Raw genomic sequence first — 24,395 nt, 5'->3', positions numbered from 1 at the left:
CTTAAAACACCAGCTCCGCGCTGAAGTACATCACACGACGCTCGTCATAGTTGTTGTCGATGAACGTGGTGGGTTGATTGTCGAGGCGCTGCTGGAGCACGCCGGCCAGTTCCAGGCGGGCCTTGCCCAAGCCAATGCGTTTGGCGATACGTGTGTCGAGCCGCTCGAAGCGGTAACCGTTCAACGCGTCGTCGCCATAGTAGAAAAGTGCGCTGTTCCAGCCCTGGCCCCAGTCCCGCAGCCAGCCGGCGGAACCGCTGTTGCGCGCGGTCTGTTGAGTATCTTGCCGATTGCTCGTGTCCGCATCGACGTAGGCATAGGTCAGACGCAGTCGGTCGGCACTGCCGATTCGCCAGTCGAGTTGGGTTTCCGTCCCGGAAAAGCGTGCCTGGTTGCTGTTACTGGCGATGTACTGATTGTTGCGCAGCGGTTCGCTGATCATGCCGGTGATTTCGTCGTAGAACAGCTTTACATCGACCGCCAGTCTCCACTCGGCAAAGTAGCCGTTGTAGCCCAGTTCCCGGGAACGCATGTGTTCCTGGTCGAGATCGCCAGGGCCGCGTGTCCTGACGAAGTAACGGGCGCTGGACTGCCCATACGCCAGGGGACGCAGGTGGGTGACCTGATAACTCCAATCAACACTGTTCTCGAACATGTCCGGTGAGCGGATGACTTCGGAATACACCGCACGCAAACCGTGGCGCGGGTTGATCAGATAATTGACTGCCACCCGCGGGGTCAGCGAGCTGCCGATCAATTGTGTGTCTTCGAACATGGCGCCGCCTTGCAGCAACCAGTGTTCGCTGGCGCGCCACTCGAGTTGGCCGAATGCCCGCCAGGTGGTGTCGTCGAGGGTGCCATTGAAGTAGGTCTCGGAATCTGCCCGGTCGTAACGATAGTTCAAGCCGCTGACCAGTCGCAGGCTATCGGAAAGGCTTAGGGTGTCCTGCAGTTCAAGGTCGTAGCGTGTCTCTCGGGTGCTTTGGTCGATATCACCGCAAACAGTCTGCCGGGCGCCGTTGCGCCATTGGTCGAGGACCTGATTGGCCAATGCCTGTTGGCCAGGATCGCCGGCGGGTGCACCAGGGCCGGTGAAATGCGCGATGTTGCGTGCCAGGCGTTCGGTGTAGTTCGGGTTGAGCTGCCACAGTTCGGTCAGTTGCGGGCTGAACGAGACCTCGGCATCACAGGCACGCCAGGTTTGCTGGCGGTCCCAGTGCTGGGCCGAACCCTGGATGTACAGGTTGTGATCGGGATCGATGTCGAAGTTCCAGCGCAACGAACCGGCGTAGTCCTTGGCGCTGACGTCGGAATTTTTCCCCGAACGGGTAATCCCGGAAAACACCGGACGGTAGGTATACGGACGCTGATTGCTGCCTTCTTTAGCATTCAATTGCCAATCGATACTCTGCCGCTCGTCGAGTGCCTGGCTGACGGCGAGGTTAAAGCGGTTCAAGCGGCGACTGTCAGGGTAATCAACGCCATTGCGGTCGGTGTCGAAGCCATCGTCCTGCTGGCCAGACAGGGACAGGCGAAGGTCGCCATCATCCCAACCCACACCCTGGCTGGCATAAAAGTCGTCGATGCCACGCTGGCCACGGGTGATTTTCATCCGCGTGCCGAGGCTGTCAGCCGGATGACGGGTGATGATGTTGACGACCGCCATCAACGCATTGGCACCATAACTGACGGTGTTGGGGCCGCGGAAAACCTCAATACGCTCAATGTCTTCCATGGCCACGGGAATGTCGCTCCAGTCCACTGTAGCCAGGCCTGCACGGTAGACTGAGCGGCCATCGATCAGCACCTGCATGCGTCGCGCTTCGGTGACACTGGTGCCGTGATAGTTCACGGTCGCCTGATTACCGCTGATGTTGCCGACCATCATGCCAGGCACCAACCGCAGCACTTCGCTGATGTCACGGGCGCCGCTGGCGGTAATCAAGGCGTTATCGATCACAGTCATGCTTCCGGGGACCGCGGCCGGGGATTGTTTCAGGCGCGTGGCCGTCAACACTTTCGGCAGCGGATCGCTGTCGAGGAACAAGTCTTCGGCCAACAACGGCGAGCTGAAAACCAGCGCCAGAACCAGCGGCGAGCGGGGTGAAGGCGATGCCAATGACACAACACTTCCTTGTTATTAATCGATGGCGCGCATGTTAACCGAGCCGAATGACTTTTCCAGTCACGATGTCAGCACTTTCCTCGGTTTTGTTGGACTTCTTCACTCATGCACGGGTAATTGACGCGGGGGCTGGCCGCCACTGGGGCGCTCCGTATAATGCCGGGATTGCCACTGGTATGGATTAACGGATTGCATATGACTGAACAGCGCCCGATCGCGGTCCTGGGAGGCGGAAGTTTTGGTACCGCCGTGGCTAATTTGCTGGCCGAAAACGGACATCAGGTCCTGCAATGGATGCGTGACCCCGAACAGGCCGAAGCCATTCGGATCAATCGCGAGAACCCGCGTTACCTCAAAGGCATCAAGATTCTGCCCGGCGTGACGGCGGTCACTGACCTGCAAGCCACCCTGCGAGCTTGCGAGCTGAGTTTTGTCGCGCTGCCCTCCAGCGCCTTGCGTACGGTGCTGGCACCGTACGCCGAGCTGCTGCGTGGCAAGATGCTGGTGAGCCTGACCAAGGGTATTGAAGCCCACACCTTCAAACTGATGAGCCAGATCCTCGAAGAGATCGCCCCACAAGCGCGCATTGGCGTGTTGTCCGGGCCGAACCTGGCGCGTGAAATCGCTGAACATGCGCTGACCGCCACCGTGGTCGCCAGTGAAGACGAAGCACTCTGCACACGGGTTCAAGCCGTACTGCATGGCCGTACCTTTCGCGTCTACGCCAGCGCCGACCGTTTTGGCGTGGAGCTGGGCGGAGCGTTGAAAAACGTCTATGCGATCATCGCCGGCATGGCCGTGGCGCTGGACATGGGCGAAAACACCAAGAGCATGCTGATTACCCGGGCGCTGGCCGAGATGACTCGCTTTGCAGTGAATCAGGGCGCCAACCCGATGACCTTCCTCGGTCTGGCGGGCGTGGGTGATTTGATCGTGACCTGCTCGTCGCCCAAAAGCCGCAATTATCAGGTCGGCTTTGCCTTGGGCCAGGGGTTGAGCCTGGAAGAGGCGGTCAATCGTCTGGGTGAAGTGGCCGAGGGTGTGAATACTCTCAAGGTGCTCAAGGCCAAGTCCCAGGAAGTCGGTGTGTACATGCCGCTGGTCGCCGGGCTGCACGCGATCCTGTTCGAAGGGCGCACGCTTGAACAGGTGATCGGGTTGCTGATGCGCGGCGAACCGAAGACTGACGTCGATTTTATTTCCACCAGCGGCTTCAACTGAGCCTTCAACGCAACAGGAACGGAGCGAAACATGAGCGATCAAAAAGTAGAAGCCAAATACGAATCCATCCTGCTGCGGGTGTTGTGGATGATCGTTTTTGTGCTGGTCTGGCAAGTGGCGCAGTTCATCCTCGGCGCCGTGGTGCTGGTGCAATTGATCTATCGTTTGATCTATGGCGCCCCGAGCGCCAGCCTGATGAATTTTGGCGACAGCCTGAGCCAGTTTCTGGCGCAGATCGGTCGTTTCGGCAGTTTTCACAGCGACCAGAAGCCTTGGCCGTTCGCCGATTGGCCAACGCCGCGTACGCCGGAAGGTGAAGCGCCGCACGTCGTGGCGCCGGCCCCGCATCCGGCCCGAGATGAGGAACCCAAGCTATGAAACTCTGGGTATTGCGTCATGGTGAGGCCGTACCGCACGGGTCCACGCCCCACGATTCGGAGCGGGAACTGACGGCCAACGGTCGTGAAGAGGTACTGCGTGCCGCGGCCAACCTGGTTGGCCAGCCATTAACAGCGATTTATGCCAGTCCTTACATGCGAGCGCAGCAGACCGCGCACCTGGTGAAGGATGCCTTGGGGTTCGAGCCGGAAATCCGCACCGTCGAGTGGCTGACCCCGGATTTCGATCCCGACCGGGTCACCGATCAACTGAAGTCAGTGAGCAATGTGCTGCTGGTGTCTCACAACCCTCTGGTGGGGAACTTGATCAGCTACTTGCAACACGGCGCAGGACATCCGCCAGAAAGGGTCAGGACTGCGGGCCTGGCCGAGCTTGAAAACAACGAATTGTTGATTGGAGCGATGAAGCTCAACAGCATCAAGCGCCCGTAATCGCACCTGTTTTTGTCTTTGCTTTTGATTCTGTAGGAGCAAGGCTTGCCCGCGATGGCGATCTTGAACACGCCATCGCGGGCAAGCCTTGCTCCTACGGGTCTCATTGTGTTTGAAAAATTGTATGAAATAGCTAACCAAGCACTTGCTTGGTTGGCTACGCTTGCTCCACAACAAAAACAAAGGAGCGAGTCGCATGTCTGCTGCTTTTCGTTTGCCGCTGGACGTTTTCTACGAGCGTGAGGCCCGTCATCCCCGCCAACGCTTCATGGTCCAGCCCATCGGCGGTGGGCAGGTCGAAACCTTGACCTGGGCCGATGTCGGTCATCAAGCCCGCTGCGCGGCACATTGGCTGCGGGCGCGGGAATTGCCCCAGGGCAGTCATATCGCCTTGATCTCGAAAAACTGCGCACACTGGATCATTGCCGACCTGGCGATCTGGATGGCCGGGCATGTGTCGGTGCCGCTGTACCCCAACCTCACCGCCGAGTCCGTGGCCCAAGTGCTGGATCACTCGGAAGCGGCGCTGGCGTTTATCGGCAAACTCGATGATTGGACCGGCATGTCCCGCGGTGTCAGCCCAGACCTGGTAACCATCAGTTTGCCGCTGCATCCGCCGGGCTCCTTCGATTTCAGCTGGGCCGATCTGCAGCGCAGTTCCCCGATCCAGGACGACCCCAAACCCGCCGCCGATCAACTCGCGACCATCATCTATACCTCCGGTACCACCGGCATGCCCAAAGGCGTGATGCACAGCTTCGGCAATCTGGGATTCGCCACCACTCACGGTACACAGCTGTTCGGCCTGAATGAGTCGGATCGGCTGCTGTCGTATCTACCTCTGTGTCACGTTGCCGAACGCATGTTCGTTGAACTGGCGTCGATCTATACCGGACAAACCGTATTTTTTGCCGAAAGTCTTGACACTTTCCTTGATGATTTACGGCGTGCACGCCCGACGGCGATGTTTGGCGTACCGCGTATCTGGACCAAGTTCCAGATGGGTGTTTACAGCAAGATCCCGGCAAAACGCCTCGACTTCCTGCTTGGCTTGCCGATCCTTGGCAAGAGAGTCGGTCACAAAGTGTTGGCAGGGTTGGGGCTGGATGCCTTGCGGGTCGCTTTGTCGGGCGCAGCGCCTGTGCCGCTGACCTTGTTGCGTTGGTATCAGAAGCTTGGGCTCGATGTGTTGGAGGTCTACGGCATGACCGAAAGCTGCGGCTATTCGCACATCTGCCTGCCGGGTCAGTACAAGGAAGGCTGGATCGGCAAACCATGCCCGGAAGTCGAAGTGCGGATCGACGACGCGGGTGAGGTCCAGGTGCGCAGTGGTGCGACCATGCTCGGGTATTTCAAGGAGCCGCAAAAAACCGCCGACACCATCACCGAGGACGGCTTCCTGCGCACCGGCGACAAAGGCGAGCAAGACGCTGAAGGCAACCTGCGCCTGACCGGGCGCCTGAAGGAAATTTTCAAGACCAGTAAAGGCAAATACGTGGCACCGGCGCCTATCGAAAATCGCCTGGCGGTGCATTCGCGTATCGAGCAGGTCTGCGTGGTGGGTGATGGCTTGAGTGCACCGTTGGGTTTGTGCGTGCTCTCGGCGGTGGGGCAACAGGACGCGGGGGGAACCTCGCGCGCCGGCCTCCACTCCAGTCTGGAAAAACTGCTGGAAGAGGTCAACGGTGCCCTGGATAAACACGAACGCTTGCGGCGCCTGGTGGTGGTCAAGGACAGTTGGGCCGTGGAAAACGGCTTCCTCACCCCGACCCTGAAGATCAAGCGCAACGTGATCGAAGCCGCCTACGGTGCCCGCTTCGAAGAGTGGAGCGAGCGCAGCGAAGCCGTGCTGTGGCAGGATTGAGACACGAATCAAACCGACAAGGAAAATCTGCGATGAGTCTGTGGCGTACCGCTCCCAATATTGAACAGTTGAATGCCCTCCAGAAAAACACCATCGGCGAAGTGCTGGATATCCGCTTCGAAGCCTTCGATGAAGCGTCCTTGACCGCGAGCATGGTCATCGACCACCGGACCCACCAGCCTTATGGTTTGCTGCATGGCGGCGCCTCGGTGGTGCTGGCCGAAACTGTTGGTTCCATGGCCAGTTTCCTGTGCATTGATTCCAGCAAATACTACTGCGTGGGCCTGGAAATCAACGCCAACCATCTTCGCGGCTTGCGCAGTGGAAGGGTGACGGCGGTGGCGAAACCGATCCACATCGGCCGCACGACCCATGTCTGGGACATCCGTTTGACCAGCGATGAAGGCAAGGCCAGCTGTGTATCGCGCCTGACCATGGCAGTCGTACCGCTGGGTGAAAACCCACCGGCACGTTGATACGCAACCCTGTAGGAGCGAGCCTGCTCGCGATGGTCGTCAACGTTAACGCTGGGACCCTGACACCCCGCGGCGCCCATGAGTCCATCGCGAGCGTGCTCGCTCCTACGGGTCAAGAATCTGTATCACCATGGCCGGACTGTCATCATTCCTGTCAGTTACGGTCATTGCTGTAGGACACGGTCTTACGGACAATCAACGCTTGTTCTCGCTCACGGATTTGCCGGTTATGTCGCAACAGATATTTTTCGCCCACGCCAATGGATTCCCGTCGGGCACCTACGGCAAATTGTTCGCGGCGCTGGCGCCCGAGTACCAGGTGACGCATCTGGAGCAGCATGCCCACGACCCGCGTTTCCCGGCGGATGACAACTGGTACAACCTGGTGGATGAACTGATCCATCACCTGCGGCAACAAGCACAGCCGGTGTGGGGGGTAGGACATTCTTTTGGCGGCGTGCTGCATTTGCACGCTGCGTTGCGTTGTCCCGAACTGTATCGCGGCGTGGTCATGCTCGATTCACCAGTACTGACCCGGGCTGATCAGTGGGTGATTCGTGCCGCCAAGCGCTTTGGCTTCATCGATAAATTGACACCTGCCGGCCGTACGCTGGGGCGGCGGGAAGAGTTCGCCGATCTCGAGAGTGCCCGTCGTTATTTCGCCGGTAAATCCCTGTTTCGCGGCTTCGATCCGGAGTGTTTCGACGCCTACCTTCAATACGGTTTGCAGCCGGTCGGCGACAAGTTGCGCCTGCGTTTCGATCCTGCCACGGAAATCAGTATCTATCGTGGCGTGCCCCACACCAGTCCTGGCCGTACCAGGCAGTTGAAAGTGCCGCTGGCGCTGGTTCGCGGGCACGAGAGCCGGGTGGTCATGCGTCATCACGCCAGTTCGGTCGGGCGCATGCCGCGGGGTGAGTCCCTGACCATGCCCGGTGGCCACATGTTTCCACTCGAACGCCCCCATGACACCGCTGCGCTGCTGAGAAACCTGTTCAGTCGCTGGGACAGTCGCCAGAGGGATTGCGCATGAGCAACGTCTTCGAAGAAGTACGCCTGAGCCTGCCGCATATCGAACTGGCCGCACACTTGTTCGGCCCTGAAGACGGTTTGCCGGTTATCGCCCTGCATGGCTGGCTCGACAACGCCAACAGCTTCGCCCGACTGGCGCCGAAGCTCAACGGCTTGCGCATCATCGCACTGGACATGGCCGGGCACGGTCATTCCGGGCATCGCCCGGCCGGTGCCGGCTATGCAATGTGGGACTACGCCCACGATGTACTGCAAGTGGCCGAGCAGTTGGGCTTGAAGCGGTTTGCCCTGATAGGGCACTCCATGGGGGCGATCGCTTCCTTGATCATTGCCGGCTCGCTGCCCGAACGTGTCACTCATCTGGCGTTGATCGATGGCGTCATTCCTCCTACAGACAAAGGCGAAAATGCTGCCGAGCGCATGGGCATGGCCCTGCAGGCGCAGCTGGATCTGCGGGAAAAGCGCAAGCCGGTCTACAGCACTCTGGAGCGGGCTATCGAGGCGCGGATGAAGGGGCTGGTGGCGGTCAGTCGCGAGGCCGCCGAACTGTTGGGCCAGCGTGGCTTGATGCCGGTGCCGGGGGGATACACCTGGCGCACCGACAACCGTCTCACGCTGCCATCGCCGCTGCGCCTGACCACTGAACAAGCCATGGCTTTCGTCCATCGCGTCACGTGTCCGGCAAAACTGGTGGTTGCCGCTGACGGCATGCTCGCCAAACATCCAGAATTGCTGGAGCGTCTACCCTTTAGCCGTGAACAGCTGCCAGGTGGCCATCATTTGCACTTGAATGACGAGGCCGGTGCCGATCTTGTCGCAGACTGTTTCAATAGGTTCTTCACCGTTCCTTGACTTGCGACAGGCAACTGTCGAGGCTGGGCGGGTTGAAATGGGAGACAACCATGATGGATCCATACACCGCTGCGCCCCTCAATCACCTCAAAGTCACTTCTGATGACGCCAGTACCGTCAAAGGTGCCCAGGCCATGCCGATACGATGAGCCTATCGATGCGTTATCTCAGTCTGTTGGCGCTGTGCAGTTTCAGTTCCTTGTCCTTTGCCGCTGATATACCAGGCAGCCAGGACCTACCTATCGTGCCGCGCATGGTCGATGCGCAGATCGTCGACTATCGCCCCTCCACTGAACTCGAGCGGATCTATCCCTTGGGTTCTATTCGCAAGATCAGCGGCCAGTTACGCTTCGATGGCCAGGTCAGTGCGCGTGGCAATGCCACGTCGGTGACTTACGAGTTGCCACCGGAGCATTCGGCAACGCAAGCCTTCACCGAAGCCCGGGAAGCCTTGCAGAAGCAGGACGCCCAGCTGCTGTTCTGGTGCCAGGCCCGCGATTGCGGTGAAAGCAGCCTGTGGGCCAACGAAGTATTCGGCAACGCCAAGCTCTACGGTGCCGACAATGAACAGGCGTATCTGCTGTTGCGTCTGGCGGCACCGAAAGACAACACATTGGTTGCGCTCTACAGCATCACGCGCGGCAACCGCAAAGCCTACCTGCACGTTGAACAATTCGATGCCGCCGCGCCCTTGGGCGATTTGCTGCCAACCTCCGCGACTCTCTTGCGCGAACTCAAAAGCACCGGCGAACTCGACTTTCCCAAACTGACCAGTGCGCCCGATGACACCTGGTTGCGATTGATCTCCCGTGGTCTGAACCTGGACACGACATTGCGGGTCAGTGTTTCTGGGCCGAATGCCGAAGCCTGGCGCCAGGCCTTGATCGACCAGGGCGTGCGTGCGGCGCGGATGGAAACCGGCAGCGTCGAGGGCTCTGGCCTGCATATCCAGCTGCTGCGATAAGCTTTATCAGGCGAACGTTTTTCTGGTGTTCGCCTACTCTTTTGCTGACTGATTTATTCGAGACTTTAGATGATCAATAACGATCGGCTATTGGTGCAGATCCTGCTCCTGGTGCTGTTTGGAGCGAGTTTCTGGGTGATGGCGCCGTTCTGGTCGGCGTTGTTCTGGGGGGCGGTGTTGGCGTTTGCCAGTTGGCCTTTAATGCGACTGCTGACCCGTTGGCTCAATGGTCGTGAGTCCCTGGCGGCGGCGGTATTGACCGTAAGCTGGATGGTGCTGGTGGCAGCGCCATTGGTGTGGCTGGGGTTCAACCTGGCGGACCATGTGCGCGATGCCGTGGCGTTCATCAAGGATGTGCAGGTCGAGGGCCTGCCAGAAGCACCGGTCTGGCTGGCCAGCATTCCATTGGTGGGCGCCCGACTGACGACGATCTGGAACAGTGTCGATCAGCAAGGCGCGGCGATGATGGTGTCGCTCAAGCCTTATTTAGGTCAGGTCGGCAACTGGTTGCTGGCACGCAGTGCGCAGATTGGCAGCGGCATTCTCGAACTGACCTTGAGCATTGTCTTCGTGTTTTTCTTCTACCGCGACGGGCCGCGGCTGGCGGCGTTTGTCCAGAGTTTGCTGGAGCGCTTGATCGGCCACCGTGCCCGCTATTACATCGATCTGGTGGCGGGCACGGTACAGCGAGTGGTCAATGGGGTGATCGGCACGGCGGCGGCCCAGGCCATTTTGGCGCTGATCGGCTTCCTGATTGCCGGAGTGCCGGGGGCGCTGGTGCTCGGTATTGTGACGTTCCTGCTGAGCCTGATTCCGATGGGGCCGCCGCTGGTATGGATTCCAGCCACGGCCTGGCTGGCCTGGAAAGGCGAGTACACCATGGCGGTTTTCCTCGGCATCTGGGGCACGTTCATCATCAGCGGCGTGGACAACGTCCTCAAGCCTTACCTGATCAGTCGTGGCGGGAATCTGCCGTTGGTGATTGTGCTGCTGGGAGTGTTTGGCGGTTTGATCGCGTTCGGCTTCATCGGCCTGTTCATTGGTCCGACGTTGCTGGCGGTGGCGTACAGCTTGTTGACCGACTGGAGCAAGAGTCAGAAGCGGGTCGAAGACCGTCGCTGATTCCAGGTGGGATGGCGCAGAGGATGAAAACAGACTCGCGTTGGTCTGGCGGACGGATGATGGGGACCGTCAGACCAACGCCAGGCTGTAAAGGCGATCCGGGCTTCCTTGCCCGACTCGTGTAGCGGGGAAATCAGAACTTGGCTTCGGCATCCAGTTGCAGGGTGTTGATGTCCGAATCTTTCTTGTTGATGTTGGCGTTGGTCTGGTCGGAGGTCGCCAGGAAGTACGTAGCACCCAGGGCGAAGTTTTTGTCCAGCTCGTAGCTCACTTTCAGCTTGCTGCCGCGCGAACCGGTGAAACCGTTGGCGAAGTCGGAGTCGGTGAAGGCACCTACAACCGAGTTACGCTGCACGTCGCGGTAGTTGTAGTCGATGGCGAAGCCGTAGACCTTGGTCTTCACGCCGGTTAGCCAGCCAGTGTCCTGATCGTTGCTGGCATCCTTGTTGTTGACGTACTGGCCGTACAGCGAGAGTGGTACTGCCAGGCCGCCGATGTCCAGCTGACCAAAGCCTTCGTACAGTTTGAATTGCTCGTTCGGGCTGTTGCCGTTGATGGCCAGTTGACCCGGGATCACGCCGGCAACCGGGGTGATGTTGTCGTCGTTGTCGTAGCCGTAGACGCTGCCACCCAGGGTCATTTTCAGGTTGTCGGTGATGGCAAAGCGCGCGCCCAACTGACCGGCGTACAGGCGCAGGTCGTGTTTGAACTGCACGCCCTCGCCATCGACGTTGTCCTTGAGGGTGTAGTGACCGGCGCTACCGAACAGTTCGGTGTTGCCGCTCAACGGGTACTTGTAAGAGAGAGACAGACCTTCCGGGCTGATGTCGCTATCCCAGATGATGTCGCCCATGCTCACCCATTGCTGTGGCATCTTGCCGCCAACGATGTGCAGGTTCTTGATGGCGTCGGGGTGGTAGTCGACGTAACCCTGGTCCAGCCAGATCTGCTTCTTGTCGAAGTAGTTGTCCAGGCTCTGGTTGGTGGAGCGTGGGTCATCGTTGTTGCCGGTGGCGATACGGATACCGGTATCAACCTGCGGGTTGATTTCGGTGTAGGCACCCAGGCGGGCACGAATGCGCTGGCGGTTCTGGTCTTTGTTGTTCGGGACACCGTCGTTTTGCACGGTTTCCTGACGGAAACGCACGTCGCCCTTGAATTGGGTCTTGGCGGCCCAGGCGAGTTTCTGGTCGAAAGTGCTCAGCTCATTGGTTTTCTTCGCAGTTGCTGCGATTTGCTCGTTGGTCTCTTGCTGAGCCTGACGGGCGATTTGCTGTTCTTTCTGATCGCGGGCCAGTTCGGCTTGCAGTTCGCTGTACTGAGCGTTGGTAATCGAGCCGTTAGCCTTGAGCATGTCGAGCAGTTTGGCGTCGACTGCGGCACTGGCCGGAACACTCATGGCCAGCAGCAGACCACCACACAGGGCTGCCGCAGTTTTCGTGGAAGCAAGACGCATATCAATCTCCGAAGATGAGAGTGGATGACTGAGTCATCCAGGGCACAACCGACCATTGATGGACGGAAAACAGTGACCGGGCTATAACCCGGCGCTCTAAAAACAGGCGCAAGTATCGCGATGGTTTATGACAGGGCAGTGGCAATGTGATGTCATGTCGGTGACGATACAAAGTCTTCGCGAACTATTGAGATAGAGCGCTGTCGTCGATTTTCGGGTGTGTAATGCGGGGTGATGGGTGATACTCGCGGGGTTTTCACGCCATGAATGAGTGAGAGTGGTGATGCCGTTGCAACGCCTGCAAAGCCTGTCCGAAATTGCCCCGAATACGTGGGACGCCCTGGTGCCCGAGACGCAGCCGTTCCTGTGTCACGCCTTCCTGAGTGCGCTGGAAGACAGTGGCAGTGTTGGCCCCCATTCCGGCTGGCAGCCCGAGCATTTGCTGCATATCGAGGGTGACCGGCTGATCGCCGCATTGCCCAGTTACCGTAAATGGCATTCCTACGGCGAATACGTGTTCGATCACGCTTGGGCCGATGCCTGCGAACGCGCTGGCATTGATTACTACCCCAAACTATTGACCGCCGTGCCGTTCAGCCCTGTCAGCGGTCCGCGTTTGCTGGCAGCCAATGTCGAGGACGGTTTCGAACTCTTGAAAAGCCTGCCGGGCTATCTGGAGATCGAACAGCTCTCCAGTGCCCACATCAACTTCACCGATCCCTTCACCGATGCCGCATTGGCCGAACAACCGGGTTGGCTGCAGCGCATCGGCTGTCAGTACCATTGGCAGAATCGTGATTACCGGGATTTCCAGGATTTTCTCGACGCCCTGAGTTCGCGCAAGCGCAAGCAGATGCGCAAGGAGCGCGAGCAAGTGGCGGGGCAGGGATTTGAATTCGAATGGCTGGAAGGCCGGCAGTTGACCCAGGTGCAGTGGGACTTCGTCTATGCCTGTTATGCCAATACCTATGCGGTACGCCGGCAAAGGCCCTACCTGACGCGGGATTTTTTCAGCCTGCTGGCTGAGCGCATGCCGCAATCGATTCGCGTGGTATTGGCCAAACAAGGCTCACGGCCGGTGGCGATGGCGTTCAGTCTGGTGGGGGGCGACAGCTTCTACGGTCGTTATTGGGGATGTCTGGCAGAGTTCGATCGCCTGCATTTCGAGACCTGTTTCTACCAGGGCATGGACTACGCGATTGCCAACGGTTTCCAGCGCTTCGACGCCGGTGCCCAGGGCGAGCACAAATTGATTCGCGGCTTCGAACCGGTGATCACCCATTCCTGGCATTACCTGCGGCATCCGGGGTTGAAGGCTGCGGTCAAGGATTTCCTGCATCAGGAAAGAGCAGGTGTGCTGGCGTATGCCGAAGAGGCGAGGACGGCATTGCCTTATCGCCAATCCTGAATTCACACATCCCTTGTAGGAGCGAGGCTTGCCCGCGATGGCGGCGTGTCTTTTGATAGTTTCTTCGAATTTAATGGCGCTTCGCGGGCAAGCCTCGCTCCTACATCTGAAATTGTGGTGAACATTGGATCTAGTCGATCCCGACAAACCCACCCGTCTGATGTGCCCACAACCGCGCATACAACCCGCCCAGTGCCAGCAGTTCGGCATGGCTACCGGTTTCCGCAATCTTGCCGTTCTCCAGCACCACCAATCGGTCCATCCGGGCGATGGTCGAGAGCCGGTGGGCGATGGCAATCACGGTTTTGCCCTGCATCAGCGTTTCCAGGCTTTCCTGGATAGCCGCTTCGACTTCCGAGTCCAGCGCCGATGTCGCCTCGTCCATGATCAGTATCGGCGCGTCCTTGAGCAGTACCCGGGCAATGGCAATCCGCTGACGCTGGCCCCCGGAGAGTTTCACCCCGCGTTCACCGACATGGGCATCGAACCCGAGGCGGCCTTCGGCGTCCGACAATGTGGGAATGAACCCGTCGGCCCGCGCCTTGTGAACTGCCTCCCAGAGCTCGATATCGGTGGCATCGGGCTTGCCGTAAAGCAGGTTGTCGCGGATCGAGCGATGCAGCAGAGACGTGTCCTGGGTGATCATGCCAATGCGCTCGCGCAGGCTCTCCTGGCTGACGTCGGCTATGTTCTGGCCATCGATGAGTATGCGCCCGCTTTCTACGTCATAGAGGCGTAGCAGCAGATTCACCAGGGTCGATTTACCGGCCCCGGACGGGCCGATCAGACCGATTTTCTCGCCGGGCTTGATGGTCAGGTTGAGGTCGTCGATGACCCCGCTGTGTTTGCCGTAATGGAAGTCCACGTGTTCGAAACGCACTTCGCCACGGCCCACGGCCAATGGTTCGGCCTGGTCGCGGTCGGTGACGCTGACCGGCTGGGAAATGGTCTGCAGGCCATCCTGAACCATGCCGATGTTTTCGAAGATTCCGGTGACCACCCACATGATCCAGCCAGACATGTTGACGATCCGGATCACCAGACCGGTGGCCAGGGCAATCGCGCCCACGGAGATCAGCGATTGCGTCCACAGCCACAGCGCCAGGCCGGTGGTGCACACGATCAACAGGCCGTTCAGGCTGGTGATGACCACGTCCATGCTGGTAACGACACGGCCGGCCATCTGGGCTTTTTCGGTCTGTTCCTTGATGGCTTCGCGGGCGTACTGCTGCTCATAGTTGGTGTGGGCAAACAGCTTCAGGGTGGTGATGTTGGTGTAGCCGTCGACGATCCGCCCCATGAGTTTGGAGCGCGCATCGGAGGACCTCACCGAGCGGTCCTTGACCCGTGGCACGAAGTAATAGAGGGAGCCGATGAAGGCGGCGATCCAGGTCAGCAGCGGAATCATCAGGCGCCAGTCGGCTTCGGCAAACAATACCAGCGAGCTGATGGCGTAGATCAGCACATGCCACAGGGCATCGACCGCCTGTACGGCGGAATCGCGCAAGGAATTGCCGGTTTGCATGATGCGTTGGGCGATGCGCCCGGCGAAGTCGTTCTGGAAGAAATTCAGGCTCTGCTTGAGCACGTAACTGTGGTTTTGCCAGAGGATCATGCTGGTCATGCTGGGGCTGAGGGTCTGGTGCACCAGCAAGTCATGCAGGCCGACGAACACCGGGCGCAGGATCAGCGCCACCACCACCATCCAGGTCAGTTCGAGGCCATGCTCTTTGAAAAAATCGGCGTTGGGCGTGCCCTGGGCCAGGTCAATGATGCGGCTCAGGTAACTGAACAGCGCCACCTCGACCAAAGCGGCGAACAGGCCAACTACCAGCAGGGCGGCGAAGCTCGGCCAGACCTGCTTGAGGTAATAGGTATAGAAGGGCCAGACCCGATTCGGCGGAGCGGCTGTCGGGGCATCGCGAAAGATGTCGATCAGTTTTTCAAAACGACGATAAAGCATCGGCTTTCCACCCGCGAACGGGCACTCCTTTAAACGGTTTGAGCGTTGCCGGCGAAACCGGCAACGGCTCGGACATCCCTGTCCAGCTTAGTCTCAGTCGATACGCTTGGCCGACTTGATGAACACCGGATCGGCCGGCACATCCTTCATGCCGCTGCGCACGGTGGTTGGCGAATTGACGATGATGTCGACCACGTCCATGCCCTTGACCACTTTGCCAAACACCGCGTAGCCGTCACCCTGGTCCAGGAAGTCGTTGTCCTTGACGTTGATGAAGAACTGGCTGGTGGCCGAATCCGGCACCGAGGTACGGGCCATGGACAAGGTGCCACGCACGTTGACCAGGCCATTGCTGTGCTCGTTCTTGATCGGTGCCTTGGTTTCTTTCTGCTGCATGGTTTGAGTGAAGCCGCCGCCCTGGACCATGAAGCCTGGAATTACTCGGTGGAAAATCGTGTTGTTGTAGAAGCCGCTGTCCACGTAATCAAGGAAGTTTTTGGTACTGATCGGGGCTTTGACCGGGTCCAGTTCGATTTCGATCTGGCCGTTGGTGGTTTCCAGCAAAACATGTGGCGCCTTGGCAGGCGTTGCCGCCATCAGGTTGGCGGCAAACAGAACGGAGCCAGCTACGAGGGCGATTTTTTTCAGCATGGGTCAGTGATCCTGAGTGGGGTGGTTTCAACGGTGGTGAGGAAATCCAGCAGTGTCTGGTTGAAGCGTTCCGGCTGATCCAGTGGGGTGGCGTGACGCGAGTCGGCGATCACCACCAGCCGCGCATCGGGCAGTAGTTTTACGTAGTTTTCCTTCAGCGAGACCGGTGTGTAGTCACGGTCGGCGCTGACGATCAGGGTTGGACAGGAGACTTTCGAAAGTCGTTCCTGAACCCCCCAGCCAACGATGGCATTGAAGCTGGCGAGATAAGCATGTTTGTCGTTTTTTGCCCAGCGTTCGGCCATTTTTTGACGTAAGTCAGCCTGCTCTGGTTTGGGGAACAATTTACCCCCCAAGGCCTTGCCGATGGTGCGCAGGCTGAGGGCATGCATCAGGCTCCAGCGCTTGAACCACTGCCAGTAATCGTCGCGGCTGCGCAACTTGACCTCAGGCGCGCTGTTGACGATACACAGGCTCTTGAGCAGTTGCGGTTGATCCACGCCCAGCTGGAAGCCGATCATGCCACCCATGGACAGGCCCACGTAATGAACCGGGCCAAGATTCAGGTGCTCGATCAGTGCGACCAGATCGGCACTGAACCCGGCAATGCTGTAGCGCTCCCGGGGTTTGTCCGAGCGTCCGTGGCCGCGTACATCGGGGACGATCACCCGGAAGCGCGCTGCCAGTGCGGGGATCTGTTTTTCCCAGTCCAGGGTGCTGGAACCCAGGCCGTGGACCAGCAGCAGCGGCGTGCCGTGGCCATATTCCTCATAGTGCAGGTTGCAACCTTCGTGTTCGAAATAGGCCATGCATACACTCCTTGTCAGGCTTGTTCAGGGGCGGCGAAAGGTGCGTCCAGCGGCGCGGTGTCGAAGGTGCGCAGCAATTCGACGAGAATCTGCGTCGCCGGGCCCAAGGGTTTGTCCTTGTTCGAGTACAGGAAAAAACTCGGGTTACGGCTGCCGCCCTGATCCAACGGTAGCAGCTTGAGTGTACCTTCCCTGAGTTCTCGTTCGATCATGTGCCGTGGCAACCAGGCGAAGCCCAGGCCACTGCTGACGAATGTGGCGGCGGTGGCCAGGCTGCCGACGGTCCAGCGTTGTTCGGCACCGAGCCAGCCGACGTCCCGTGGCTGTTGGCGACCGGAGTCGCGGATGACCACTTGCAACTGGCTTTCCAGATCCTGGAAATTGAGTTCGCGGTTGAGGCGGTGCAAGGCGTGTTCGGGGTGGGCGACCGCAACGAACTCGACATCGCTCAACTCCGCGCCCAGATAACCGGGAATGCTGAAACCGCTGATGGCCAGATCGGCCACGCCCTCGAGCAGTACTTCTTCCACGCCCGACAACACTTCCTCACGCAGACGCACCCGGCAGCCACGGCTTTGCGGCATGAACGCGGTCAGGGCGCGGACGAGGCGGGCGCTAGGGTACGCGGCATCGACCACCAGGCGTACTTCTGCTTCCCAGCCCTGTTCCATGTGGTGGGCCAAGTCCTCCAGCTGGCTGGCCTGTTTCACCAATTGCCGTGAGCGGCGCAGCAATACGCCACCGGCTTCGGTCAGCACTGCTTTACGGCCATCAATGCGCAGCAACGGCACGCCGAGTTGGTCTTGCATGCGCGCCACGGTATAGCTGACTGACGATTGCGAGCGATGCAGCGCTTCGGCGGCCTGGGCGAAACCACCGTGGTCGACCACGGCCTGAAGCGTTCGCCATTGATCAAGGGTCACGCGGGGCGCTTTCATGAGGGGCTCCTGTTGTCCTAAGCTGCGCAGTTCTTATTGGAGACTGCTGCATGAAAAAATTCTGTTTAATGTTGCTGGCGATGTTGCCGCTGACTGCCTTTGCCTACCCGATCGACGTTCAAAAAGAACTCAATGGCCTGAAGATCGACTACACCACCTACGCCTCCGATTACGACATGGGCTCGATCACCGTGAACAACTACGGAGATATCGCTGCCGAGTGCGCGGTGGTGTTTCGCAATGGTCCTGAATCCCCCAAGACCCGCAGGATCAATCTGGATGCCGGCAAAAGCGCGGACCTTTCAGCCAAGTTCAATCGCAAAATCATCAAGCTGTACATCAGCATGACCTGCAAGCCGAAATGACATCCAGCGGAGCAGGCCAACTGACCATGCTCCGCTTATAAACGAATTTATTGATCGGTTATAGCAGTTTTTTGCGCTTTTTGATCGATTAGATCCTGTTTAACCTTCACTCCATCGACCTACAGCATTCTCAGATGGAGCCTACATCCCATGTCCCGTGTTCTGATCATCGAAAGCAGTGCCCGTCAGCAAGACTCGGTTTCCCGTCAACTGACCCAGACCTTCATCAATCAGTGGAAAGCGGCGCATCCGAAAGACGAGATCACCGTTCGTGACCTGGCCGTCAATCCGGTGCCGCATCTGGACATCAACCTGTTGGGCGGCTGGATGAAGCCGGCTGATCAGCGCAGCAACATCGAGCAGCTTTCCCTGGAACGCTCCAACCAACTGACTGATGAACTGCTGGCCGCTGACGTGCTGGTCATGGCTGCGCCCATGTACAACTTCGCGATTCCGAGCACTCTCAAGGCCTGGCTCGACCATGTGTTGCGGGCCGGCGTGACCTTCAAGTACACCGAAACCGGTCCTCAGGGCTTGCTCAGCGGCAAGCGTGCCTACGTCCTGACCGCTCGTGGCGGGATCTATGCCGGCAGCACCGCGGACCATCAGGAACCTTACCTGCGCCAGGTCATGGGCTTCATCGGCATTCACGACGTGACGTTCATCCACGCCGAGGGCATGAACCTGGGCGGTGACTTCCAGGAAAAAGGCCTGAACCAGGCAAACGCCAAGCTGTCGCAGGTGGCCTGACGTTAATCGCCAGATAATCACTGGATGGTCTAGTGACCTGGCGCAACCCTTCAAGCCTGTACGCGCATCGAACCTCCCTTTGCACTTATTGCTCCTGAGTGCTGTTGCCCGATTGAACGCTTTAGCGAGATCGGGCTTTTTTTTGCCTGCAAATTTTGTGGGTACGCAACCTGTAGGAGCCGAGCTTGCTCGCGATGGCGGTGGATCAGCCGCATTAATGTCGATTGACACTCCGTCATCGCGAGCAAGCTCGGCTCCTACAGGGTTCAGTGTGTAGCCTGACGTCGCGATAAGTGGCAAAACCCGCTATCGTCGCCGCCATTCGAAACGAGGCGAGCATGGGCTATCTACTTTTTGTCACGCTGATCCAGGCGTTTTCCTTCAGTTTGATCGGCGAATACCTGGCCGGTCATGTCGACAGTTACTTTGCGGTGCTGGTGCGCGTGTTGCTGGCGGGGCTGGTGTTCATTCCGTTGACGCGCTGGCGCTCGGTGGAGCCGGCCTTCATGCGCGGCATGTTGCTGATCGGCGCGTTGCAGTTTGGCGTGACCTACGTCTGCCTGTACTTGAGCTTTCGCGTGCTGACGGTGCCGGAAGTGTTGCTGTTCACCATCCTCACGCCGTTGCACGTGACCCTGATCGAGGATGCACTGAACCGTCGTTTCAATCCCTGGGCATTGATCGCCGCGCTGGTGGCAGTGGCGGGCGCGGCGGTGATTCGCTACGACCGTATCAACCCGGACTTCTTCATGGGGTTCCTGCTGCTGCAACTGGCCAACTTCACCTATGCCGCCGGACAAGTGCTTTACAAGCATCTGGTGGCGCGACACCCGAGCGACCTGCCGCATTACCGGCGCTTCGGCTATTTCTATCTGGGTGCATTGGCGGTGGCACTGCCGGCGTTCCTGCTGTTCGGTAAACAGAACTTCTTGCCTGAAGCGCCGCTGCAATGGGGCGTGCTGCTGTTCCTCGGCCTGGTCTCGACGGCGCTGGGGCTGTACTGGTGGAACAAAGGTGCGTGCCTGGTCAATGGCGGGACATTGGCGGTAATGAACAACCTGCATGTGCCGGTCGGATTGCTGATCAATCTGCTGATCTGGAATCAGCATGAGGAGTTGGGGCGGTTGTTGCTGGGCGGGTCGGTGATTCTGTTGGCGGTGTGGATCAGTCGACTGGGTATACGCAAGATCGCAACCGCACACTAACCCTTTGTAGGAGCGAGCCTGCTCGCGATGGTCGTCAACGAAAACGCTGGGAGCCTGGCACCCCGCGGCGTTCTTGAGTCCATCGCGAGCAGGCTCGCTCCTACAGTTGTTGTGGTCACATCATCCTTCAAAAGTGCCCCAGTTTCAGCGGGTACTCGATCACGATGTAAATCCGGTCGATGTCATCCCCCGCCTGAGCGCTATTGGCCCTATGCGTCACCTGGGACACCTGCACGGATAAATCCTTGGCCGGGCCAGATTGCACGACGTAGTGCAGGTCGATATCCCGCTCCCAATGACGCCCGCCATCGCCTTGTTGTGGCACGAACTGACCGATGTCCGGATCGAACGGGTTATACCCGCCACCTTGCGGCGCGTGCGTGCCGTTAATGCCGCGGCCGGTGACGTAGCGGGTCATGAATTTCAATCCGGGAATACCGAAGGCACCCAGGTCGAGGTCGTAGCGAGCCTGCCAGGAGCGTTCGCCGGGGCCGTTGAAATCGGCGTATTTGATCGAGTTGGCGAGGTAGATCGAGTCGCCGCCGACAAAGTCGAAGGGCGTATCGCCATGGATTTTCTGATAGGCCAGGGTGAAGCCTTGGGCGCCGACGGTGTATTTGCCGGACAGACTATAGGCGGTGTTATCGATCGCGCCGGCCACAGCCTTGCCGTAATCCCGTGTGTGATAAACATTGCTGTCGAGGAAGAGCCCGGATTGCTTGAGGTGCAGATTGGCGTAGTACTGGTGCCAGGTTTCGCTCAACTCGGACGCGTACAGGCCGCCGCCCATCGGTTGATCTTCGAACAACTGGGCACCTAGCAAACTGATGCCCCCGGTCCGGGTGCTGACTCCGTAGCCCGAGAAATCACCTTTGCCGGTCGAGGCGTCCTGATTCTTGAAAGCGGTGAAGCGCCCAGCCTGCCAGTGCAGGTTGTCGATTTCACGGCTGTCGAGCAGAAAACCCGTGGCGTATTCCGGTTGCAGGCGTTTGTCGGCGGTGTCGAACACCGGGGTTTCCACGGTCATTTCGCCGTAGGCCAACGTGGTTCGGGAAGTGCGCAGTTTCAGCGCGCCACCGGCGCTGGAATAGTCGCTCTCACTGCGACCTTCTGAATCCTGCGGCAGCAAGCCGGTACCGGAATGCCCTTTACCGCCATCAAGTTTCAGGCCGAGAAAACTGTGGGCGTCGACGCCGAACCCGACGGTCCCCGTAGTAAAGCCGGAGGCAAAGGAGGCGATAAAGCCTTGGGCCCATTCCTGTTTGTAGTTCTTGTTCGCCGGGGAGGGCGATCGATAGTCGCTCTGCAGGAAGAAGTTTCGACCCAGCAGGTCGACGGTCGACCCCTCCACAAAGCCTTCAGACAAAGGCTCGGCAGCCATGGTTGTGCCGCAGGTGCCAGTCAGCAACAGAGACAACCAGAGTCGAGTCGCCTGATATGCAGTACGCATGCTATGCCTCGCGGATGTGGATCGAGGTAGCGTGGTGCATTTTACGCAGGCGGGATTGGATGGCTGTGCTGTTTACATCAGTTGTTTTTCAGCGGCCGGAATGTGGCTCGCCCCCAGCACAGCCGGCAACAGCCCAGCCCGCAGATCCGTACCACTGGGCTGCTGATAAAGGCTCAAACCAAACTCCGGCAGCACCGCCAGCAAGTAATCGAAGATATCCCCCTGGATTCGCTCGTAATCGGCCCACGCCGTGGTACGGGTGAAGCAGTAGATTTCCAGCGGGATGCCTTGGGCCGTGGTTTGCATCTGCCGAACCATACAGGTCATGTTCGGCTGGATTTCCGGGTGGCTCTTCAGATACGCCAGCGCATAGGCGCGGAATGTCCCGATGTTGGTCATGCGTCGACGGTTGGCCGACATGGCCGCGACGTTGCCCTGGGCTTCGTTCCAAGCCTTGAGTTCGGCTTGTTTGCGAGTGATGTAGTCCGTCAGCAGATGTACTTGGGACAGTTTTTGTTCTTCATCATCGCGCACGAATCGAACGCCGCTGGCGTCGATGAACAGGCTGCGTTTGATCCGTCGTCCACCGGACTGTTGCATGCCGCGCCAGTTCTTGAACGACTCGGACATCAGGCGCCAGGTCGGGATCGACACGATTGTCTTGTCAAAATTCTGCACCTTCACGGTGTGCAGGGTGATATCCACCACATCACCATCGGCGCCCACCTGAGGCATCTCGATCCAGTCGCCAACCCGCAACATGTCGTTGCTGGTCAACTGCACACTGGCAACGAATGACAGCAGCGTGTCCTTGTAGACCAATATAATCACTGCCGACATGGCGCCCAGACCCGACAGCAACAGCAGCGGCGATCGGTCGATCAGCGTCGCGACGATGATGATCCCGCCGAATATGTACAGGACCATCTTCGCCAGTTGCACGTAGCCTTTGATCGAACGGGTGCGGGCGTGTTCGGTGCGGGCGTAAATGTCGAGCAAGGCATTGAGCAGCGCGCTGACCGCCAGCATCAGAAACAGAACGGTGAAGGCCATTGCCACGTTGCCGAGGAAGGTCAACGCGGTTTTACTCAGCTCCGGCACCAGGTGCAGGCCGAACTGGATCACCAGCGACGGTGTCATCTGCGCCAGGCGCTGAAATACTTTGTTATGTCGAAAGTCGTTGACCCAGTGCAAGGCAGGCTGGCGACCGAGCATTTTGCTGGCATGCAGGATCAGATAGCGTGCCGCTCGTCCGAGCATCAGGGCTATGACTAAAAGCAGGACCAGCGCCAGGCCGGCTTGCAGCAGCGGGTGCCGTTCAAGGACGCCCCAAAGGTCTTGGGCGTTGAGCCAGAGCTGTTTGATATCCATGGTTAGAAACGATTCTTCTGTAAGACGCGAGGGGCGATTAGAGCATTTAAGACGCTTTGTATTACGCCCGATGACAAATCAGGCAACAAAAAAGCCACTGTTTGCGCTCGATTGCATAAAGAAACTCGGCCTTCGCGCTCGAAACCGTTACCCTATGCAGCTGATTTTTTGCATTTCTTCGAGGTAGCACCCGTGTTTTCCGAATTCGCCCTGCACGAACGCCTGCTCAAAGCCGTGGCCGAACTGAAATTTGTCGAGCCAACGCCTGTGCAAGCAGCGGCCATTCCGCTGGCGCTCCAGGGGCGTGACCTGCGGGTGACTGCGCAAACCGGTAGCGGCAAGACCGCTGCTTTTGTTCTGCCGATCCTCAACCGCCTGATCGGCCCCGCCAAGATCCGTGTCAGTATCAAGACCCTGATCCTGCTGCCGACCCGGGAGTTGGCCCAGCAGACCTTGAAAGAAGTTGAACGTTTCTCGCAGTTCACCTTCATCAAGTCCGGCCTGATCACCGGCGGTGAAGACTTCAAGGTCCAGGCCGCCATGCTGCGCAAGGTGCCGGACATCCTGATCGGTACACCGGGCCGGATGATCGAGCAACTCAACGCTGGCAACCTCGACCTGAAAGAAGTCGAAGTACTGGTGCTGGACGAAGCCGACCGTATGCTCGACATGGGTTTCGCCGAAGACGTGCAGCGTCTGGTGGACGAATGCCCGAATCGTCAGCAGACCATGCTGTTCTCCGCCACCACCGGTGGTTCGGGCCTGCGCGAAATGGTCGCCAAGGTGTTGAACAACCCTGAGCACTTGCAGCTCAATGCGGTCAGCCAACTGAACGAGACCACTCGTCAGCAGATCATCACCGCTGACCACAACCAGCACAAAGAACAGATCGTCAATTGGCTGCTGGCCAACGAGACCTATCAGAAGGCCATTATCTTCACCAACACCCGGGCCATGGCCGACCGCATCTACGGCCGACTGGTGGCACAGGAATACAAAGCGTTCGTGCTGCACGGCGACAAAGACCAGAAAGATCGCAAGCTGGCGATTGACCGTCTGAAGCAGGGTGGGGTGAAGATTCTGGTGGCGACCGACGTTGCCGCTCGCGGTCTGGACGTCGATGGCCTGGACCTGGTGATCAACTTCGACATGCCGCGCAGTGGCGACGAATACGTACACCGTATCGGTCGTACCGGTCGTGCCGGCAACGATGGCTTGGCCATCTCGCTGATCTGCCACGGCGACTGGAATCTGATGTCGAGCATCGAACGCTACCTCAAGCAGAGCTTCGAGCGCCGCACCATCAAGGAAGTCAAAGGCACCTACGGCGGGCCGAAAAAGGTCAAGGCTTCGGGCAAGGCTGCCGGTGTGAAGAAGAAAAAGACCGACGCCAAGGGTGACAAGAAAAAAGTCGCCGCCAAGACCCCGACCAAGCGCAAGAGCGCCAACCGTCCAAAGGCCGACGCCCCGTCGCTGGTCAGCAAGGACGGCATGGCCCCGCTCAAGCGTCGCAAGCCAGAGGCGCCGGCGGCTGAGTAAGCGC

21 protein-coding genes and 1 pseudogene are annotated in these 24,395 nt (G+C 58.9%); 14 read left to right on the top strand and 8 right to left on the bottom strand.

The window, feature by feature from the left end; all coding sequences use genetic code 11:
- Position 1: 1 nt before the first annotated feature.
- On the bottom strand, positions 2-2,125 hold the full coding sequence (locus ABTV22_RS22620; protein WP_433736674.1) for a TonB-dependent receptor plug domain-containing protein: 2,124 nt from the start codon (positions 2,123-2,125) through the stop codon (positions 2-4).
- A gap of 195 nt (positions 2,126-2,320) precedes the next feature.
- Here ABTV22_RS22620 and ABTV22_RS22615 point away from each other — a divergent pair, with 195 nt between their 5' ends.
- The 9 genes from ABTV22_RS22615 (at position 2,321) to ABTV22_RS22575 (ending at position 10,486) form a co-directional block, all read left to right on the top strand.
- Positions 2,321-3,346, top strand: a complete 1,026-nt coding sequence (locus tag ABTV22_RS22615) for an NAD(P)H-dependent glycerol-3-phosphate dehydrogenase (RefSeq protein WP_433736673.1) — start codon at positions 2,321-2,323, stop codon at positions 3,344-3,346.
- Positions 3,347-3,376: 30 nt separating this feature from the next.
- Positions 3,377-3,724: a DUF4389 domain-containing protein gene (locus ABTV22_RS22610; RefSeq protein ID WP_175389180.1), complete on the top strand. Its 348-nt coding sequence runs from the start codon at positions 3,377-3,379 to the stop codon at positions 3,722-3,724.
- A complete protein-coding gene (gene sixA / locus ABTV22_RS22605) occupies positions 3,721-4,176 on the top strand; it encodes a phosphohistidine phosphatase SixA (RefSeq protein ID WP_433736672.1) in 456 nt (151 codons plus the stop codon). Before ABTV22_RS22610 ends, sixA begins: the two co-directional genes overlap by 4 nt.
- Positions 4,177-4,372: 196 nt before the next feature.
- Entirely contained in the window at positions 4,373-6,040 is a 1,668-nt protein-coding gene (locus tag ABTV22_RS22600; RefSeq protein ID WP_433736671.1) for an AMP-binding protein, read from the top strand.
- 32 nt (positions 6,041-6,072) lie between these two features.
- A complete protein-coding gene (locus ABTV22_RS22595) occupies positions 6,073-6,516 on the top strand; it encodes a hotdog fold thioesterase (protein ID WP_433736670.1) in 444 nt (147 codons plus the stop codon).
- A gap of 229 nt (positions 6,517-6,745) precedes the next feature.
- Positions 6,746-7,549, top strand: a complete 804-nt coding sequence (locus ABTV22_RS22590; RefSeq protein WP_433736669.1) for an alpha/beta fold hydrolase — start codon at positions 6,746-6,748, stop codon at positions 7,547-7,549.
- Positions 7,546-8,400 (top strand): alpha/beta hydrolase, encoded by an 855-nt coding sequence (locus tag ABTV22_RS22585; protein WP_433736668.1) that lies wholly within the window; start codon positions 7,546-7,548, stop codon positions 8,398-8,400. The genes ABTV22_RS22590 and ABTV22_RS22585 overlap by 4 nt, the downstream gene beginning before the upstream one ends.
- Before the next feature lie 157 nt (positions 8,401-8,557).
- Positions 8,558-9,364 carry a DUF4892 domain-containing protein gene (locus ABTV22_RS22580; RefSeq protein WP_433736667.1) on the top strand — a complete coding sequence of 269 codons (807 nt, stop codon included), beginning with the start codon at positions 8,558-8,560 and terminating at the stop codon, positions 9,362-9,364.
- A 69-nt stretch (positions 9,365-9,433) separates the two neighbouring features.
- Entirely contained in the window at positions 9,434-10,486 is a 1,053-nt protein-coding gene (locus ABTV22_RS22575; protein WP_433736666.1) for an AI-2E family transporter, read from the top strand.
- A 133-nt stretch (positions 10,487-10,619) separates the two neighbouring features.
- Here the strand turns inward: ABTV22_RS22575 and ABTV22_RS22570 are convergent, their stop codons facing one another.
- Positions 10,620-11,942, bottom strand: coding sequence for a putative porin (locus tag ABTV22_RS22570; RefSeq protein WP_433736665.1), 1,323 nt, complete (start codon positions 11,940-11,942; stop codon positions 10,620-10,622).
- A gap of 283 nt (positions 11,943-12,225) precedes the next feature.
- Here ABTV22_RS22570 and ABTV22_RS22565 point away from each other — a divergent pair, with 283 nt between their 5' ends.
- Entirely contained in the window at positions 12,226-13,350 is a 1,125-nt protein-coding gene (locus ABTV22_RS22565; protein ID WP_433736664.1) for a GNAT family N-acetyltransferase, read from the top strand.
- 130 nt (positions 13,351-13,480) lie between these two features.
- Here the strand turns inward: ABTV22_RS22565 and ABTV22_RS22560 are convergent, their stop codons facing one another.
- From ABTV22_RS22560 to ABTV22_RS22545, 4 genes and pseudogenes are all read right to left on the bottom strand, one after another.
- Complete coding sequence (locus ABTV22_RS22560) at positions 13,481-15,313, bottom strand: ABC transporter ATP-binding protein (protein WP_433736663.1); 1,833 nt, start codon at positions 15,311-15,313, stop codon at positions 13,481-13,483.
- A gap of 93 nt (positions 15,314-15,406) precedes the next feature.
- Positions 15,407-15,964: a peptidylprolyl isomerase gene (locus ABTV22_RS22555; protein ID WP_433736662.1), complete on the bottom strand. Its 558-nt coding sequence runs from the start codon at positions 15,962-15,964 to the stop codon at positions 15,407-15,409.
- A 3-nt stretch (positions 15,965-15,967) separates the two neighbouring features.
- Positions 15,968-16,773 (bottom strand): annotated as a pseudogene (locus tag ABTV22_RS22550) (alpha/beta fold hydrolase).
- Positions 16,774-16,787: 14 nt separating this feature from the next.
- A complete protein-coding gene (locus ABTV22_RS22545; RefSeq protein ID WP_175389166.1) occupies positions 16,788-17,711 on the bottom strand; it encodes a LysR family transcriptional regulator in 924 nt (307 codons plus the stop codon).
- 50 nt (positions 17,712-17,761) lie between these two features.
- Between ABTV22_RS22545 and ABTV22_RS22540 the strand changes: the two genes are divergently transcribed.
- From ABTV22_RS22540 to ABTV22_RS22530, 3 genes are all read left to right on the top strand, one after another.
- Positions 17,762-18,076 carry a 3-phosphoglycerate kinase gene (locus ABTV22_RS22540; protein ID WP_433736661.1) on the top strand — a complete coding sequence of 105 codons (315 nt, stop codon included), beginning with the start codon at positions 17,762-17,764 and terminating at the stop codon, positions 18,074-18,076.
- Between the two features lie 150 nt (positions 18,077-18,226).
- Positions 18,227-18,826, top strand: coding sequence for an FMN-dependent NADH-azoreductase (locus ABTV22_RS22535; RefSeq protein WP_433736660.1), 600 nt, complete (start codon positions 18,227-18,229; stop codon positions 18,824-18,826).
- A 338-nt stretch (positions 18,827-19,164) separates the two neighbouring features.
- The gene (locus ABTV22_RS22530; protein ID WP_433736659.1) at positions 19,165-20,031 is read left to right on the top strand and encodes a carboxylate/amino acid/amine transporter; all 867 of its coding nucleotides are present in this window, start codon (positions 19,165-19,167) and stop codon (positions 20,029-20,031) included.
- A 127-nt stretch (positions 20,032-20,158) separates the two neighbouring features.
- Here ABTV22_RS22530 and ABTV22_RS22525 read toward each other — a convergent pair whose 3' ends face one another.
- Together ABTV22_RS22525 and ABTV22_RS22520 are read right to left on the bottom strand one after the other, a co-directional pair.
- Entirely contained in the window at positions 20,159-21,412 is a 1,254-nt protein-coding gene (locus ABTV22_RS22525) for an OprD family porin (RefSeq protein ID WP_433741481.1), read from the bottom strand.
- Positions 21,413-21,553: 141 nt separating this feature from the next.
- On the bottom strand, positions 21,554-22,852 hold the full coding sequence (locus ABTV22_RS22520; RefSeq protein ID WP_433736658.1) for a mechanosensitive ion channel family protein: 1,299 nt from the start codon (positions 22,850-22,852) through the stop codon (positions 21,554-21,556).
- 192 nt (positions 22,853-23,044) lie between these two features.
- Between ABTV22_RS22520 and ABTV22_RS22515 the strand changes: the two genes are divergently transcribed.
- On the top strand, positions 23,045-24,391 hold the full coding sequence (locus ABTV22_RS22515; RefSeq protein WP_433736657.1) for a DEAD/DEAH box helicase: 1,347 nt from the start codon (positions 23,045-23,047) through the stop codon (positions 24,389-24,391).
- Positions 24,392-24,395: the final 4 nt, after the last annotated feature.

Origin of the sequence: Pseudomonas putida (genome assembly GCF_050990305.1) — a bacterium.
Classification (GTDB): Bacteria; Pseudomonadota; Gammaproteobacteria; order Pseudomonadales; family Pseudomonadaceae; genus Aquipseudomonas; species Aquipseudomonas putida_AH.
The sequence above is the reverse complement of the archived record's forward strand: the minus strand, read 5'-3'. Positions and strand labels throughout refer to the sequence as shown.

Excerpts from the sequence above, each read along its gene's own strand:
- ABTV22_RS22615 (WP_433736673.1), top strand. The coding sequence starts at position 2,321 with ATGACTGAACAGCGCCCGATCGCGGTCCTGGGAGGCGGAAGTTTTGGT.
- ABTV22_RS22610 (WP_175389180.1), top strand. The coding sequence starts at position 3,377 with ATGAGCGATCAAAAAGTAGAAGCCAAATACGAATCCATCCTGCTGCGG.
- sixA (WP_433736672.1), top strand. The coding sequence starts at position 3,721 with ATGAAACTCTGGGTATTGCGTCATGGTGAGGCCGTACCGCACGGGTCC.
- ABTV22_RS22600 (WP_433736671.1), top strand. The coding sequence starts at position 4,373 with ATGTCTGCTGCTTTTCGTTTGCCGCTGGACGTTTTCTACGAGCGTGAG.
- ABTV22_RS22595 (WP_433736670.1), top strand. The coding sequence starts at position 6,073 with ATGAGTCTGTGGCGTACCGCTCCCAATATTGAACAGTTGAATGCCCTC.
- ABTV22_RS22590 (WP_433736669.1), top strand. The coding sequence starts at position 6,746 with ATGTCGCAACAGATATTTTTCGCCCACGCCAATGGATTCCCGTCGGGC.
- ABTV22_RS22585 (WP_433736668.1), top strand. The coding sequence starts at position 7,546 with ATGAGCAACGTCTTCGAAGAAGTACGCCTGAGCCTGCCGCATATCGAA.
- ABTV22_RS22580 (WP_433736667.1), top strand. The coding sequence starts at position 8,558 with ATGCGTTATCTCAGTCTGTTGGCGCTGTGCAGTTTCAGTTCCTTGTCC.
- ABTV22_RS22575 (WP_433736666.1), top strand. The coding sequence starts at position 9,434 with ATGATCAATAACGATCGGCTATTGGTGCAGATCCTGCTCCTGGTGCTG.
- ABTV22_RS22570 (WP_433736665.1), bottom strand. The coding sequence starts at position 11,942 with ATGCGTCTTGCTTCCACGAAAACTGCGGCAGCCCTGTGTGGTGGTCTG.
- ABTV22_RS22565 (WP_433736664.1), top strand. The coding sequence starts at position 12,226 with ATGCCGTTGCAACGCCTGCAAAGCCTGTCCGAAATTGCCCCGAATACG.
- ABTV22_RS22560 (WP_433736663.1), bottom strand. The coding sequence starts at position 15,313 with ATGCTTTATCGTCGTTTTGAAAAACTGATCGACATCTTTCGCGATGCC.
- ABTV22_RS22555 (WP_433736662.1), bottom strand. The coding sequence starts at position 15,964 with ATGCTGAAAAAAATCGCCCTCGTAGCTGGCTCCGTTCTGTTTGCCGCC.
- ABTV22_RS22545 (WP_175389166.1), bottom strand. The coding sequence starts at position 17,711 with ATGAAAGCGCCCCGCGTGACCCTTGATCAATGGCGAACGCTTCAGGCC.
- ABTV22_RS22540 (WP_433736661.1), top strand. The coding sequence starts at position 17,762 with ATGAAAAAATTCTGTTTAATGTTGCTGGCGATGTTGCCGCTGACTGCC.
- ABTV22_RS22535 (WP_433736660.1), top strand. The coding sequence starts at position 18,227 with ATGTCCCGTGTTCTGATCATCGAAAGCAGTGCCCGTCAGCAAGACTCG.
- ABTV22_RS22530 (WP_433736659.1), top strand. The coding sequence starts at position 19,165 with ATGGGCTATCTACTTTTTGTCACGCTGATCCAGGCGTTTTCCTTCAGT.
- ABTV22_RS22525 (WP_433741481.1), bottom strand. The coding sequence starts at position 21,412 with ATGGCTGCCGAGCCTTTGTCTGAAGGCTTTGTGGAGGGGTCGACCGTC.
- ABTV22_RS22520 (WP_433736658.1), bottom strand. The coding sequence starts at position 22,852 with ATGGATATCAAACAGCTCTGGCTCAACGCCCAAGACCTTTGGGGCGTC.